This window comes from Streptomyces regalis (genome assembly GCF_001509475.1).
GTDB classification, from domain to species: domain Bacteria; phylum Actinomycetota; class Actinomycetes; order Streptomycetales; family Streptomycetaceae; genus Streptomyces; species Streptomyces regalis.
Genome location: NZ_LLZG01000011.1, coordinates 17,610 through 30,596, shown reverse-complemented (window position 1 = coordinate 30,596; position 12,987 = coordinate 17,610). Strand labels below are relative to the sequence as shown.

General features: G+C 70.6%; 13 protein-coding genes and 1 pseudogene. 5 read left to right on the top strand and 9 right to left on the bottom strand.

Translation table 11 applies throughout. From position 1 onward, the window contains the following. Positions 1–84: 84 nt before the first annotated feature. The 3 genes from ADL12_RS03350 to ADL12_RS03340 all read left to right on the top strand — a co-directional run bounded on the left by ADL12_RS03350 (position 85) and on the right by ADL12_RS03340 (position 4,019). Positions 85–567, top strand: coding sequence for a hypothetical protein (locus ADL12_RS03350; RefSeq protein ID WP_159053066.1), 483 nt, complete (start codon positions 85–87; stop codon positions 565–567). A 90-nt stretch (positions 568–657) separates the two neighbouring features. Beyond that, the gene (locus ADL12_RS03345) at positions 658–3,480 is read left to right on the top strand and encodes a beta-L-arabinofuranosidase domain-containing protein (RefSeq protein WP_062698277.1); all 2,823 of its coding nucleotides are present in this window, start codon (positions 658–660) and stop codon (positions 3,478–3,480) included. A gap of 86 nt (positions 3,481–3,566) precedes the next feature. Next, on the top strand, positions 3,567–4,019 hold the full coding sequence (locus ADL12_RS03340) for an SRPBCC family protein (RefSeq protein ID WP_062698275.1): 453 nt from the start codon (positions 3,567–3,569) through the stop codon (positions 4,017–4,019). A 29-nt stretch (positions 4,020–4,048) separates the two neighbouring features. Here the strand turns inward: ADL12_RS03340 and ADL12_RS03335 are convergent, their stop codons facing one another. Then, positions 4,049–4,855, bottom strand: coding sequence for a LysR family substrate-binding domain-containing protein (locus ADL12_RS03335; protein WP_079051811.1), 807 nt, complete (start codon positions 4,853–4,855; stop codon positions 4,049–4,051). A 58-nt stretch (positions 4,856–4,913) separates the two neighbouring features. Between ADL12_RS03335 and ADL12_RS03330 the strand changes: the two genes are divergently transcribed. Continuing rightward, positions 4,914–5,306 (top strand): DUF5997 family protein, encoded by a 393-nt coding sequence (locus ADL12_RS03330; RefSeq protein WP_062698271.1) that lies wholly within the window; start codon positions 4,914–4,916, stop codon positions 5,304–5,306. 47 nt (positions 5,307–5,353) lie between these two features. On the opposite strand, the gene ADL12_RS03325 is transcribed toward ADL12_RS03330, so the two are convergent. Next, a complete protein-coding gene (locus tag ADL12_RS03325; protein ID WP_062698269.1) occupies positions 5,354–6,307 on the bottom strand; it encodes a Dyp-type peroxidase in 954 nt (317 codons plus the stop codon). A gap of 133 nt (positions 6,308–6,440) precedes the next feature. Here ADL12_RS03325 and ADL12_RS55995 point away from each other — a divergent pair. Continuing rightward, positions 6,441–6,622, top strand: a pseudogene (locus ADL12_RS55995) (hypothetical protein); the annotation flags it as partial. 3 nt (positions 6,623–6,625) lie between these two features. Here the strand turns inward: ADL12_RS55995 and paaE are convergent. The 7 genes from paaE to ADL12_RS03290 form a co-directional block, all read right to left on the bottom strand. Then, positions 6,626–7,741, bottom strand: coding sequence for a 1,2-phenylacetyl-CoA epoxidase subunit PaaE (gene paaE, locus ADL12_RS03320; protein ID WP_062698267.1), 1,116 nt, complete (start codon positions 7,739–7,741; stop codon positions 6,626–6,628). Beyond that, a complete protein-coding gene (gene paaD / locus ADL12_RS03315; RefSeq protein WP_062698265.1) occupies positions 7,742–8,251 on the bottom strand; it encodes a 1,2-phenylacetyl-CoA epoxidase subunit PaaD in 510 nt (169 codons plus the stop codon). It abuts the gene before it with no gap. Then, positions 8,245–9,072: a 1,2-phenylacetyl-CoA epoxidase subunit PaaC gene (gene paaC, locus ADL12_RS03310; RefSeq protein WP_062698263.1), complete on the bottom strand. Its 828-nt coding sequence runs from the start codon at positions 9,070–9,072 to the stop codon at positions 8,245–8,247. The genes paaD and paaC overlap by 7 nt, the downstream gene beginning before the upstream one ends. 10 nt (positions 9,073–9,082) lie before the next feature. Next, positions 9,083–9,376 (bottom strand): 1,2-phenylacetyl-CoA epoxidase subunit PaaB, encoded by a 294-nt coding sequence (gene paaB, locus ADL12_RS03305; protein WP_062698261.1) that lies wholly within the window; start codon positions 9,374–9,376, stop codon positions 9,083–9,085. Beyond that, a complete protein-coding gene (gene paaA / locus ADL12_RS03300) occupies positions 9,373–10,320 on the bottom strand; it encodes a 1,2-phenylacetyl-CoA epoxidase subunit PaaA (RefSeq protein WP_062698259.1) in 948 nt (315 codons plus the stop codon). Before paaA ends, paaB begins: the two co-directional genes overlap by 4 nt. A gap of 171 nt (positions 10,321–10,491) precedes the next feature. Continuing rightward, positions 10,492–11,385 carry a peptidoglycan-binding protein gene (locus tag ADL12_RS03295; RefSeq protein WP_062698257.1) on the bottom strand — a complete coding sequence of 298 codons (894 nt, stop codon included), beginning with the start codon at positions 11,383–11,385 and terminating at the stop codon, positions 10,492–10,494. Next, positions 11,385–12,938 carry a DUF6519 domain-containing protein gene (locus ADL12_RS03290; protein ID WP_062698255.1) on the bottom strand — a complete coding sequence of 518 codons (1,554 nt, stop codon included), beginning with the start codon at positions 12,936–12,938 and terminating at the stop codon, positions 11,385–11,387. The genes ADL12_RS03295 and ADL12_RS03290 overlap by 1 nt, the downstream gene beginning before the upstream one ends. Positions 12,939–12,987: the final 49 nt, after the last annotated feature.

The window sequence follows — 12,987 nt, the reverse complement described above, 5'->3', positions numbered from 1 at the left end:
GCCCCGGCCCCCGCCCTGCTGGCCGAACTTGGCGATTCCTCAGACGAGTTGGGTGGTGTGCGCTGGCCGGCGACCCGGTGACTCGTGCTGCACGCGCTCTGCCGGGGACCCGATGTGTGCCATCCGGAGTTCCTGAAACTGCTGCCCGCCGACGACCGCGTCCGCTGCAGCCCCGGTCATCAGCCGATCCGCTTCCAGTGCGCCACCCTCCTGCTGGCCCTGGTGTACGGCATGTCCGTCGAGATGACGGCGCTGCCCGAGATCGTCGCCGAGCACTTCGCCGTCCCTTACCCGGTGGACCTCGCCGAGCTGCTCGGCACGCTCACGGCGGCGGAGTGGGGAGGCTCGCGCTTCGAGGTGTGCAAGGACCGTGCCCCGGCCGTCCGGAAGCTGTACCGCACGAGGCGGTTCCCTTCAGCCAAGTCCTCCTGGCCTCAGGGCGATGGGGAGACCGCCCCGCAACATCGCCAGGTCACACGACAGCCTCACGAAAGGCCTTCAGACCCGCTCGGGCCCGCGTTCCCCGCCCGGCCCGTCCCTGAGCGCCAATCCCGTCAGCACCGTTGACGCCTCCTCAGCCCACACATACCGTCTGGTCGACCATCCGCACACTGTTCGAAATACCGGACTCGCGTTGACCCTCGTGGAGGAGCACACATGGCACCGCCCCTCTCCAGAAGATCCCTTCTCCAGGCCGCGGCGCTGACGGCGGCGACCCCCGCGGTCGCGTTCGCGGCAACGAGCCGGGCATCGGCCGCCGTTCCGGGGGCTCAGGCGGTGGCCGTCGCCCCGGCCGCCTGGACCGTCCAGCCCTTCGCCCTCGACGACGTGGCCCTCAAGCCGGGCATCTTCGCGAGCAAGCGTCAGCTCATGCTCGATCACGGCCGGGGCTACGACGTGAACCGGCTCCTGCAGGTCTTCCGCGCCAACGCCGGGCTCTCCACGGGCGGCGCGGTCGCCCCCGGTGGCTGGGAGGGGCTGGACGGCGAGGCCAACGGCAATCTGCGCGGCCACTACACCGGCCACTTCCTGAGCATGCTGTCGCAGGCGTACGCGAGCACCGGGGAGCAGGCGTACGCCGACAAGATCCAGACCATGGTCGGGGCGCTGACCGAGGTACGCGAGGCGCTGCGCCGCGACCCGCGGATGCTGAGCGTCGCCGGGAAGTTCGGGACCGCCCAGGAGAACGTGCGCGGCTCGTACCAGTACGTCGACCTGCCGGCGGCCGTGCTCGGCAGCGCCCCGGCGATCACGCTGTCGGCCTGGGTGAAGCCCACCCACAACGCCAACTGGGCCCGCGTCTTCGACTTCGGCAACAACAACACCCGGTACATGTACCTGGCCGGGCGCAACGCGGGCGGCGTCCCCCGGTTCGCCCTCACCACCAGCGGGCCCGGCGGCGAGCAGGGTCTCGACGGCACCGCCGCGCTGCCGCTGAACCAGTGGAGCCACCTGGCGGTGACGATCAGCGGCAGCACCGGCACGCTGTACGTCAACGGCACGGCCGTCGCCACGAACACGTCGATGTCCCTGAACCCGTCGGCGCTGGGCACCCTGACGAACAACTGGCTCGGCCGCTCGAACTTCTCCGGCGACCCGGTGTTCGCGGGCGCCTTCGACGAGTTCAACGTCTGGTCGCGGGCCCTGACCGCCACCGAGATCACGGCGCTCCAGAGCAACCGGGCCTCGGCGACCGCGGCCGGCCGGGGCAACCTGGCGTCGTACGACTTCTTCGAGACCAGCGGCGGCACGTTCGCGGACTCCTCCGGCCGCGGCCTGACCGCCACCCTGCGCCGCACCTGGGGCGGGCCGAGCCACCCCGGGTTCCTCGCCGCGTACCCGGAGACCCAGTTCATCGAGCTGGAGTCGATGACCAGCGGGGACTACACCAAGGTGTGGGCGCCGTACTACACCGCGCACAAGATCCTCAAGGGCTTGCTGGACGCCCACCTCGCCACCGATGACGCCCGGGCCCTCGACCTCGCGTCCGGCATGTGCGACTGGATGTACTCCCGGCTGTCCAAGCTGCCCGACACCACCCTCCAGCGGATGTGGGGCATCTTCTCCAGCGGCGAGTTCGGCGGCATCGTCGAGACGATCGTCGACCTGCACTCGATCACCGGCAAGGCCGAACACCTCGCCCTGGCCAAGCTGTTCGACCTCGACAGGCTCATAGACGCCTGCGCCGCGAACACCGACATCCTGGACGGCCTGCACGCCAACCAGCACATTCCGATCTTCACCGGTTACGTCCGGCTGTACGACGCGACGGGCGAGGCTCGCTACCTCACGGCTGCCAGGAACTTCTGGGGCATGGTCGTCCCGCAGCGCATGTACGGCATCGGCGGGACGAGCACGGCCGAGTTCTGGAAGGCCCGCGGGGTCATCGCCGGCACGATCAGCGACACCAACGCCGAGACCTGCTGCGCGCACAACCTGCTCAAGCTGAGCCGGATGCTGTTCTTCCACGAGCAGGACCCGAAGTACATGGACTACTACGAGCGGGCCCTGTACAACCAGGTGCTCGGCTCCAAACAGGACAAGGCCGACGCGGAGAAGCCGCTCGTCACGTACTTCATCGGCCTGAAGCCCGGCCATGTGCGCGACTACACCCCCAAGCAGGGCACGACCTGCTGCGAGGGCACCGGCATGGAGAGCGCCACGAAGTACCAGGACTCGGTGTACTTCAAGAAGGCCGACGGAAGCGCTCTGTACGTCAATCTGTACAGCCCGTCCACACTCACCTGGGCCGAGAAGGGCGTCACGGTCACGCAGAGCACGGACTACCCGAGGGAGCAGGGCTCCACGATCACCATCGGCGGGGGCAGCGCGTCGTTCGAGCTGAAGCTGCGCGTGCCGTCCTGGGCGAGAAGCGGCTTCAAGGTGACCGTCAACGGCAGTGCCGTCAGCGGCACTCCGGCCGCGGGCAGCTACTTCACCGTGTCCCGGACCTGGGCCGGCGGCGACACCGTGCGCGTCACCCTCCCGTTCCGGCTCCGGGTCGAGAAGGCCCTCGACGATCCGTCCCTGCAGACCCTCTTCTACGGCCCGGTCAACCTGGTCGGCCGCAGTTCCTCGACCGACTACCTCCAGCTGGGGCTGTACCGCAACGCCGGGCTCTCCGGCGACCTGCTGCCGTCCCTCACCCCAGTGTCCGGCAAACCGCTCCACTACACCCTGGCCGGCACCGAGTTCGCCCCGTTCTTCGAGGGCACCGAAGACCCGACCCACGCCTATTTCCGGCGCTCCGAACCCCGGATCGTCTTCGGCACCACCGACTCCGGCGTCGCCAATCCCGCGAAGTCCGACGGCACCACGCTCCTGGACGAGATCTGGGCCGGCGCGCCGTTCAGCCGCAAGGCTGTGCTGGTCTCGCGTGTGCGGTCCGCCGTGAACACGTGGGTGACCGCGGGTCTGCTGAGCCAGACGGACGGGCAGACGGTCGTGCGTACGGCGGAGCAGGCCACGTACGCCCCCTGAGCCGCCGCCCACCCAAGGGCCCCGGGTTCGGCACTCGGGGCCCTGCTGCACGTGCGGCGCACGCCCGGCGCGGTCATCCTGGCACGATGACGATCGACGTGTCGGCGGAGCGGGTGATCCCGCTCCCTCCCGAGCAGGTGGCCGAGTACGCCATGGACTGGCGCCACGACGCCGACTGGACGCAGGGCATCCGTACGGCGGAGCTGACCCGCGAGGCCGAGGCGGGCGGCTTCGGGGTCGGCGCCGAGGTCACGCGGACGGCGTACTTCCTCGGCCGGCGCATCGACTACGTGCTGCGCGTGGCGTCGTACGACTTCCCGCGGCTGCTGGACATGGTGTCCGTGGCCGGTCCGATGCCGATGCACGTCACCTACGGCTTCGACCCGCACCCGGACGGCACTCTCGCCCGCATCCGGGTGCGCGGCGGCGACGGTGGCTTCTACCGGCTGGCGGCGCCGCTCATGGCCCGGCAGGTCCGCACCAACATCGGCAAGGACCTGCGCGACCTCGAGCGCAGGCTCACAGGGGCCGCCGAATGAACTGTGCGCGGTCGCCGGTCGGCTGTCCGCTACGACCGGCGGCGGGGCTTGCCTCGACCGGTGCTTTTGGCTCCCTTGGTTCCCTTGGCGCCACCGGAGCCGCCGCGGGGGCTCCGGCCGGTTCCGGGCTGGCGGCGGGGGCTGCCGGTGCCTTCGGGGCGCTTGCGCTTCGGCTGGTCGGGGGCGGCCGGGGTCTGGGACGTGGCGCGGCCCCGGGTGCTGTTGACCGTGCGGCCGCGGACGACGCCGATGAAGTCCTCGACCAGGTCGGTGGTCGCGTCCTCCGGCCAGGACAGGGCGATGCTCGACTGGGGTGCGTCCACGAGCGGACGGTAGGTGAGGTCCTTGCGGTGGTGGAGACGGGCCAGCGACTGGGGTACGACCAGCAGGCCGACGCCCGCCGCGACGAGCTCGACGGCGTCCGCGGTGGTCGCGGGCCGCTCGAAGGCGGGCTGCCCCGGTGGCCGCTCCCAGTCGAGGACGTCGTCGAGGGGGTGGAAGACGACCTCGTCGGCCAGGTCGTCCGTGGTCACCTCCTCCACCGCCGTGATGACGTGGTCCTTGGGGACGACGACGACCGTGGTCTCGGTGTAGAGAGGGATCGCGCTGAAGAACGTACGGTCGACCGGCAGCCGTACGAAACCGGCGTCGGCGGAGCCGTTCCGCAGCAGGTCGGAGGCCTCGGCGGCGGTGGCCGCGTGGAGGGTCAGGGGGACGTCGGGGAAGCGCTCGTTCCAGACCCGCACCCACTTCGAGGGCGTCACTCCCGGGACGTACGCGAGCCGGAAGGAAGCGGCTGCTTCCGAGGACGAAGGGGATGTTTCCGAGCCTGTCACCTGGCCAGGTTACCGGCCGTGGTCGGCGGCGGTTCACCCAGTCGATACCCTTGGGACCATGACGTCGCACCAAAGCACCCAGACCATGAAGCCCGCGACCGCGGCCAAGAAGCTGGGTGTGTACCTCGAAGCCACCCCCGCCGAATTCCGGGAAGGTGTCGTCACGCGCGCGGAACTGAACGCGCTGCAGGCCGACCCGCCTCAGTGGCTGCGCGACCTGCGACGCGACGGCCCGCACCCCCGCCCGGTGGTCGCGGCGAAGCTCGGCGTCTCCATCGCGGGCCTGGCCCGCGGCGGTGTCACGGAGCCCCTCACCACCGAGCAGATCGAGGCGCTGAAGCAGGAGCAGCCCGAGTGGCTGCAGAAGGAGCGCGCCACCCAGGCCGAGGTCCGCAAGGAGGCGGCCCGCCTGAAGGAGCGGGACGCGGAGTGCGCCGCAGAGCGCCCCTGACCTCCTCCTCGCTCTGCCCCCTCCTCGCGTTCTCGTCGTGGGCGGGTTCAGTCCGTCACGGACCTTTCCTGGATCGACTCGAGGAAAGCGACCGGTGGGATGAAGAAGAGGGTTCCGGTGACGGCCTGCGAGTAGTCGAGGATCGGGTCGGGGCCGGATTCCGGGCCGCCCAGGAACATCTTCCGCAGCATGGCCTCGGGTATCTCGGGCGTGCGGGCATAGGCAATGAAGTACGTGCCAAACTCGCCGTGCCCGGGCCTGCCGAACGGCATGGCGCCGCGCAGTATCTCCGGCTCCTCCCCGTCCGGGCCGGTGACCGTGTTCACGTCCTTGTGGGAGCCGGGCACGTCGAGTTCGATGTTGGTCAGCTTGGAGCGGCCGATCACCTTCTCCTGGGCCTCGACCGCCAGGGCCTCCCAGGCGTCCACGTCGTGCAGGTACTTCTGCACGATCGCGTAGCTTCCGCCGCTGAACGCGGGATCCTCGTCACCGACGACCGCCGCCTCGGCCGCCGCCTGGCCGACCGGGTTTTCGGTGCCGTCGACGAAGCCGAGGACGTTGCGCGAGTCGAAGTAGGCGAAGGCCTGGACCTCGTCCTGGACGGTGACCGCGTCGCGCAGCCGCTTCATGATCTCGGCGGACAGGGCGAAGCACAGGTCCGTGCGGGCGGCACGGATATGGAAGAGCAGGTCGCCGGGGGTCGACACGGCACGGTGTCGTGCCCCTTCCAGCTCCTTGAAGGGGTGCAGCTCCTGGGGGCGCGGGTCACCGAACAGCCGGTCCCAGGCCGTGGACCCCACACCGGCGACGCAGCACAGGCCGCCGTCGGGACTGGGGAATCCGACGGCCCGTACCAGTCCCGCGAGCCCGGCGAGCAGATCGCGCACCTCGGGCTCGCCGCCCGGCTCGATCGTGACCACCAGGAAGACGGCGACAGGCGCCGGCGGACTGAGCACCGGCTGTGACTGTGCATCGGTCAACCGCATCGACGACGACGGCATTGTTCCCCTCTCACCCTCAAACCCCGCCAACTAACGATGCCCGGCCGAACCGCGAGCGATACCCGCCGAATTTCCGCACATATGACTAGTGCGACGCGTGAGGAAAACCGTGTTCGACGCCGTGTTCGCCGCCATGGGCGCCGCGGAAAACCCACATGCGAACGCACGTACGCATACGGGATCATCCGGGAATGGTCCACCGTCTCGATTCGACGCCGCGTTGATGTCCGTGGGCTTCAGGCTCTCGGCAGAACTGCTGACCCGTCTGTCCGGGCTGTCCGAGAACACATGGTCGACACCGCGGCGCGGACGCTCGGCTCAGCTGTCGTAGTCGACCGTCAACGTCTCGGACACCGGGTACGACTGGCAGGTCAGCACGTAGCCCGCATCCACCTCGGCCGGCTCCAGCGCGAAGTTGCGCCGCATGTCCACCTTGCCGTCGGTGACCAGGGCCCGGCAGGTGCCGCAGACGCCGCCCTTGCAGGCGAACGGCAGGTCGGGGCGGCTGCGTTGGGCGCCATCGAGGACGGTCCGCTCCCTCGGCAGGGCGGCGGTGGTGGAACGGCCGTCGAGGGTGATGGTGACCTCGCTGACGGGGCCCGTCGGGCCGGCCTCCTCGTGGTGCGCCTCCCGTACCGGCTCGTCGTCGGCGTAGAACAGCTCCTGGTGCACCCGCTCCGCCGGGACGCCGAGTCCCTCCAGCACCCGCTGTGCGTCCCGGACCATGCCGTGCGGGCCGCACAGCCACCAATGGTCGGCACTCCGTGCGTCGACCAGCGCGTCGATGAGCGTCGACAGCCGGTCGGCGTCGATACGGCCGGAAAGCACCTCGGCCTCCCGCGGCTCGCGGGACAGCACGTGCGCCAGCTGGAACCGGGCCGGATAGAGGTCCTTCAGGTCCGCCAGCTCGTCGGCGAACATCACCGTGTCGGTGCGGCGGTTGCCGTAGAAGAGAGTGACCGTCGAGCGGGAGTCGGCGGCCAGGACGGACTCGGCGATGGACATCATGGGCGTGATGCCGGAGCCCGCCGCGATCAGCACGTGATGGCCGGGCGTGGTGAGGTCGGGCGTGAAGGCGCCGGTGGGGGCCATCACCTCGACGGTGTCGCCGGGACGTACGTCGTCGACCAGCCAGGACGAGAACAGGCCGCCGGGCACGACCCGTACGCCGATACGCGGACTCGACCCGACCGGCGAACAGATCGAGTACGACCGCCGCTCGTCCCGCCCGTCGACCTCGCGCCGCAACGTCAGCGACTGACCGGGCTCGAAGGCGAACTCCTCGGCCAGCTCCGCCGGGATGTCGAAGCCGACGGCGACCGCGTCCGCGCACAGGGGCGTCACGGCGGCGACGCGCAGGGCGTGGAAGGCCGGACGGCGGCGGGTGCGCGGGCGTACCGCGGCAGCCGTCTGTGCTTCCCTCAGGCCTTCCATTCAGATCTCCTTGACGTACTCGAACGGCTCGCGGCAGGTGCGGCAGCGCCACAGCGCCTTGCAGGACGTGGCGGCGAAGCGGGAGGTCTCCTCGGTGTCCGCCGAGCCGCAGCGCGGGCAGGTCACCGCGTGCCGGGTGGGTGACAGCACGAGCGGGACGGGGCCGCCGCGGGGTGCGGGGCCGGGCGGGGCGATGCCGTGCTCGGCGAGCTTGCGGCGGCCGGCCGGGGTGATCCAGTCGCTGGTCCAGGGCGGGTCGAGGACCGTACGGATCTCCACACGCGCGTACCCCGCCTCGCGCAGCCGCGCCGCGACGTCCGCCCGCATCTCGGCCATGGCCGGGCAGCCCGAGTAGGTCGGGGTCAGGCGCGCGACCACCGTGCCGTCCTCGGTCAGCTCGACGCCCCGCAGGACGCCCAGGTCGGCCAGGGTGAGCATGGGCAGCTCGGGGTCCGGCACCCCTTCGGCGACGTGCCGGGCGCGCCGTGCGTCGAGCAGGGTGGTCACCATGTCGCCTCCGGATGGGCGCGGGCCACACCCTGCAACTCGGCCAGCAGCGGCGCGAGATGCTCGGTGTGCTCGCCGTCGCGGCCGGATCCGGGCAGCGGCCGGTACACCGGCATGGGCAGTCCGGCGGCCTCGGTGACCTGGCGCAGGACCGTCACGACCTCGTCCCGTACGTCGCAGGCGGTGAACAACTCGCCCAGGTAGGGGGCCACTTGCTCCTGGGCGCGGCGCATCCGCCGGTGCGACTCCTGCGTGCCGTCGCCCAGGCGCACCGCCCATTCCGCCGCGTACTGCCGGTGGTAGGCCAGCTCCTTAACGCCCTTCGTGGCGATCGCCGCCAGCACGGGGTCCGGGTGCGACGCCAGCTGCTCGAAGTGCGCGAGGCGCCAACTGGACAGCACCAGCAGCCGCACGATCGCGAACGCGAAGTCGCCGTTCGGCAGTTCGGCCAAGCGTACGTTGTGGAAGTCGCCGGCGTCCCGGACGTAGGCGTAGGCGTCCTCGTCGCGTCCGGTGCCGTCGACCTGGCCGGCGCGGGAGTACAGCAGGCGGGCCTGGCCGAGGAGGTCGAGGCCGATGTTGGCGAGCGCCACCTCCTCCTCCAGCTCGGGGGCGCGGGTGATCCACTCGGCCAGGCGCTGGGCCGAGACCAGGGCGTCGTCGGCCAGCGCGACGCACAGGGCCGCCAGTTCACCGGCGTCGATGCCCTCGGGCACCGTGGTGTCCACGCCGTGCAGCGGGTCCTCGAAGCCGGTGCCGTAGGCCCAGCGGGTGTCGTCCTCGTGTCCCTCGGCGAGGGTCATGTAGACGTGGTCGTCACTCATGCCCTCTCCTTCAGATGTGCGGGACGTCGTCGGGGATGTCGTAGAAGGTCGGGTGGCGGTAGACCTTGTCGGCGCTGGGCGCGAAGAACGGATCCTTCTCGTCGCGGGTCGAGGCGGCGATGTGCTCCGAGCGCACCACCCAGATGCTGACGCCTTCGTTGCGGCGCGTGTACAGGTCGCGCGCGTGGGTGAGCGCCATCCGGTCGTCGGCGGCGTGCAGCGACCCCACGTGGACGTGGTTGAGGCCGCGCTTGCCGCGCACGAACACCTCGTACAGCGGCCAGTCCTGCTTCTCGGCGGTCATGCCACCGCTCCCTTCTCCGCACGGGCCGCCTGCTTGGCGGCATGGGCGGTGGCCGCCTCGCGCACCCAGGCGCCCTCCTCGTGGGCGCTCCTGCGCCGCTCCATCCGCTGGTCGTTGCACGGGCCGTCGCCCTTGATGACCCGCATCAGCTCGTCCCAGTCGGGGGTGCCGAAGTCGTGGTGGCCGCGCTCGGCGTTCCAGCGCAGTTCCGGGTCGGGCAGTGTGACGCCGAGCTTGTCGGCCTGCGGAACGGTCATGTCCACGAACCGCTGGCGCAGCTCGTCGTTGCTGTGCCGCTTGATCTTCCAGGCCATCGACTGCGCGGAATTGGGCGAGGAGTCGTCGGGCGGGCCGAACATCATCAGGGACGGCCACCACCAGCGGTTCACGGCGTCCTGCACCATCTCGCGCTGGGCCTCGGTGCCGCGCATCATCGTCATCAGCAGCTCGAAGCCCTGCCGCTGATGGAACGACTCCTCCTTGCAGATCCGCACCATCGCGCGCGCGTACGGCCCGTACGACGACCGGCACAGCGGCACCTGGTTACAGATCGCCGCGCCGTCCACGAACCAGCCGATCACACCGACGTCGGCAAAGCTCATGGTCGGGTAGTTGAAGATCGACGAGTACTTCTGGCGGCCCTCGATCAGCCGGTTCGTCAGGTCCGCGCGGTCGGCGCCCAGGGTCTCCGCCGCCGAGTACAGATACAGGCCGTGTCCGGCCTCGTCCTGCACCTTGGCGAAGAGGATCGCCTTGCGGCGCAGCGACGGTGCGCGCGTGATCCACTCGCCCTCCGGCTGCATGCCGATGATCTCCGAGTGGGCGTGCTGCGCGATCTGGCGGATCAGCGTCTTGCGGTACCCGTCCGGCATCCAGTCCCGCGGCTCGATCCGCTGGTCGCGCGAGATCGTCGCATCGAAGTGCTCCTGCAGCTGCTCCGTCATCGATACCAGCTTCCGACTTCCGGCTTCACGGCTTCACGGCTTCCCAACCGACCATTCGTTCGGTACCAGTGTGACTTGTTTTCCGATGCCGAGCAAGACCCGTCACACAAGCCGGAGCCGCCCTGAATACCTCCTCGGGGTATTCAGGGCGGCTCCGGTGGGGCCGTTCACTCAGCCCACGTCAGGCACCTTCAGCTTGTCCCAGCTGACCTTGCCGGGGATGCCGTCCGCGTCCTTGCCCTTGAAGTGGAGCTTGTGCTGCCAGGCGGCGTAGGAGCGGCGGTCGGCCTCGGTCCACTCGGGGCCCGGGCCCTCCTCGTAGCGGCCGCAGCCCTCGGCGACCAGGCGGCGGCCCATGGCGGTGATGATCGGGGACTTCTGACCGATGTGGAAGAAGCCGCTGCCGGGGAACGGCACGAACTTCGGCTTGGGCACGGGCTTCGGGTCGGGGGCGGGCTCACCGCCACCGCCGCCGCCTTTCAGCCGCTGCGCGATGCGCTTGCGCATCCCGTCCATCGTGAAGCCGCGCGGGTCGGTCTTGCCCGGCTGCCACTCCTTGTGACCGATGACCGAGCGCTCGCTCCAGCCGTGGTGGCGGCAGATCGCGGCCGAGACCTTCTCGATGGCCTCCTTCTGCGCCTCGGGCCAGGGGTCCTTGCCGTCGCCGAGGTTGATGCACTCGAAGCCGTAGAAGCGGGCGTTGCCGTCGGTGTCGGCCTCGTTGTCGTGCGGCAGCTTCGACTCGTTGATCACGGCGCGCAGGACGTCGCTGTCGCCGAGGCCGGCGTGGTTGGCGCGGCCGTTGCCGACGAGGTGGACGTGGCCCTTCTTGTCGATGACGCCGTGGCACAGCGGGCCCGGCAGGCCGGAGTAGCCGTTGTAGCAGATGCTGACCGACGCCTCGGTGCCCTTGGTGACGGTGTGGTGGATCATCACACCGTTCACCGGGCCCCAGGCGCCCTTGCTGTTGCGGTTGTGGGTGCGCCAGCTGCGCACCTCGTGGACCGTCAGACCCTCCGCGCGGAGGATCTCCACCATCTTGGACGCGCTCAGGGGCCTGGCCATTACTCGTCTCCCTCCGCCGACGCCTCCGCATCCGCGGTGGTCTGCGACCTCCCGCCCGACGGGTCCTCCGCCAACTGCTCCTCGCGGCGCGCCTGTTCCTCCGCCGCGAGCGTCGCCTCGTCCGCGGCCGGGATGCTGCTGGCCAGCGGGTTGAAGGCGAGGCGCAGGTCGACGGTGCCGCCCTCGCCCTTGACGAGGGCCAGCGGCGCGAAGCTGCGGACGATGCCGAAGGGGCCGCGCAGCAGCGGGCGGCGTGCCGGGTCGGTGGGCCACTCGACGCTGCCGGTGGCGGTGCGGGCGGGGATGATCCAGTGATCGCCGGTGCGGTAGGTGGCGCCCTTGGCGAAGTACACCTCGACCCCGTCCTCCAGCGGCAGCCACTCCCCTTCCGCGACCGGGACCGCGCCGCCCTTCAGTGCCGTCGTACGGCCCTTGCGCTTCGGTCCCTCGTGGTGGTCCCAGCGGCGCAGGAACGGGTTGAGGTGGGGCAGCCGTCCCACGGCCTGGTCGGGCTCGGCGCTCAGGCGCACCCGGCGGCCCGGCAGGTCCAGTTCCTCGATCCGGAGCAGGGGCAGCGGTTCGAGGCGGGAGGCGTAGGCGGTGTCGGTGAGCTCCACGTGGTCACCGACGTCCAGGTCCAGCTTGTCGTCGTGCCCGAGGGACGCCAACTGCACCCAGGTTCCGTCGAGTTCGTCGACCGGGAAGACCACCGAGCCGTTCTCGCGGGACCACTTGAAGGTGGCGTCCTTCGCCTCGCCGCCCGCGTGGACCTCGACGCGGTACAGCTGGTTCTCCTGGCCGCGGTAGCGGGCGTCCGGCTTGACCAGGCAGGGGTCCTCGTCGGCGTGGTCGGGCCGTTCGCTGCGGGCGGCGAGGCGTGCGGTGGGCGTGGCCTGCTTCTTGGCCCAGTTGTCGAAGGCGGCCCGGACGACCGCCTTGGACGGCTCGCTCTCCTCGATCTCCAGCGCGGCCAGAGACAGCGGCAGCACCTGCCAGACGACCTTCACACGGGCGGCCGTGTCCGGCATCGCCGCGCCGAGCGCGACCTCGCGCAGCGTCGGGTCCTCGGCGGCGGAGACCGCCCGCTCCCACACCTTCAGGTAGACCACGAACGGCGACGTGGCGGGCGAGGGCAGCCGGTCGCCGGGCTTCTCCGGGTCGCGGAAGCCGTCGGGCTGGTCCCAGTAGGTCCAGTACGCGGGCGGGGCGGCGGTCTCCTGCTCCTGCTCGTCGGCGTCGTCGTCCGGGACGGGCACGCCGGGCGCCGGACGGGTCGCGTCGAGCAGGATGCCGTCGACGTAGTAGCGGCCGCCATGGATGTGCAGCGTGTCGATGTCGTGCTTGCCGCCCACGTAGTCGACCTTGAAGCCCGCGTCCCGCGCGGGACCGCCGTACCGGCCGATCAGATCGGCAGCGAGCGTGCGGGCCTGGTGCAGCTGGATCGCGGTCTGCTCGTTGATGTCCGCGTCGAGCTGGACGCGCCCCTGCTGGGCGATGACCGCCGAGTAGCGCCGCTGCGGGCGGAACGTGAGGCGGGAGAGGTCAGCGTGCATGAAGGGGGTCCCCCTGGTTCAGGAAAGTGCGGGTTCGCAAAGTCGGTGG

What these genes read in the sequence shown, in the direction of transcription:
- ADL12_RS03345 (WP_062698277.1), top strand. Translation starts at nt 658, where the DNA reads ATGGCACCGCCCCTCTCCAGAAGATCCCTTCTCCAGGCCGCGGCGCTG.
- ADL12_RS03340 (WP_062698275.1), top strand. Translation starts at nt 3,567, where the DNA reads ATGACGATCGACGTGTCGGCGGAGCGGGTGATCCCGCTCCCTCCCGAG.
- ADL12_RS03330 (WP_062698271.1), top strand. Translation starts at nt 4,914, where the DNA reads ATGACGTCGCACCAAAGCACCCAGACCATGAAGCCCGCGACCGCGGCC.
- ADL12_RS03325 (WP_062698269.1), bottom strand. Translation starts at nt 6,307, where the DNA reads ATGCCGTCGTCGTCGATGCGGTTGACCGATGCACAGTCACAGCCGGTG.
- paaE (WP_062698267.1), bottom strand. Translation starts at nt 7,741, where the DNA reads ATGGAAGGCCTGAGGGAAGCACAGACGGCTGCCGCGGTACGCCCGCGC.
- paaD (WP_062698265.1), bottom strand. Translation starts at nt 8,251, where the DNA reads ATGGTGACCACCCTGCTCGACGCACGGCGCGCCCGGCACGTCGCCGAA.
- paaC (WP_062698263.1), bottom strand. Translation starts at nt 9,072, where the DNA reads ATGAGTGACGACCACGTCTACATGACCCTCGCCGAGGGACACGAGGAC.
- paaB (WP_062698261.1), bottom strand. Translation starts at nt 9,376, where the DNA reads ATGACCGCCGAGAAGCAGGACTGGCCGCTGTACGAGGTGTTCGTGCGC.
- paaA (WP_062698259.1), bottom strand. Translation starts at nt 10,320, where the DNA reads ATGACGGAGCAGCTGCAGGAGCACTTCGATGCGACGATCTCGCGCGAC.
- ADL12_RS03295 (WP_062698257.1), bottom strand. Translation starts at nt 11,385, where the DNA reads ATGGCCAGGCCCCTGAGCGCGTCCAAGATGGTGGAGATCCTCCGCGCG.
- ADL12_RS03290 (WP_062698255.1), bottom strand. Translation starts at nt 12,938, where the DNA reads ATGCACGCTGACCTCTCCCGCCTCACGTTCCGCCCGCAGCGGCGCTAC.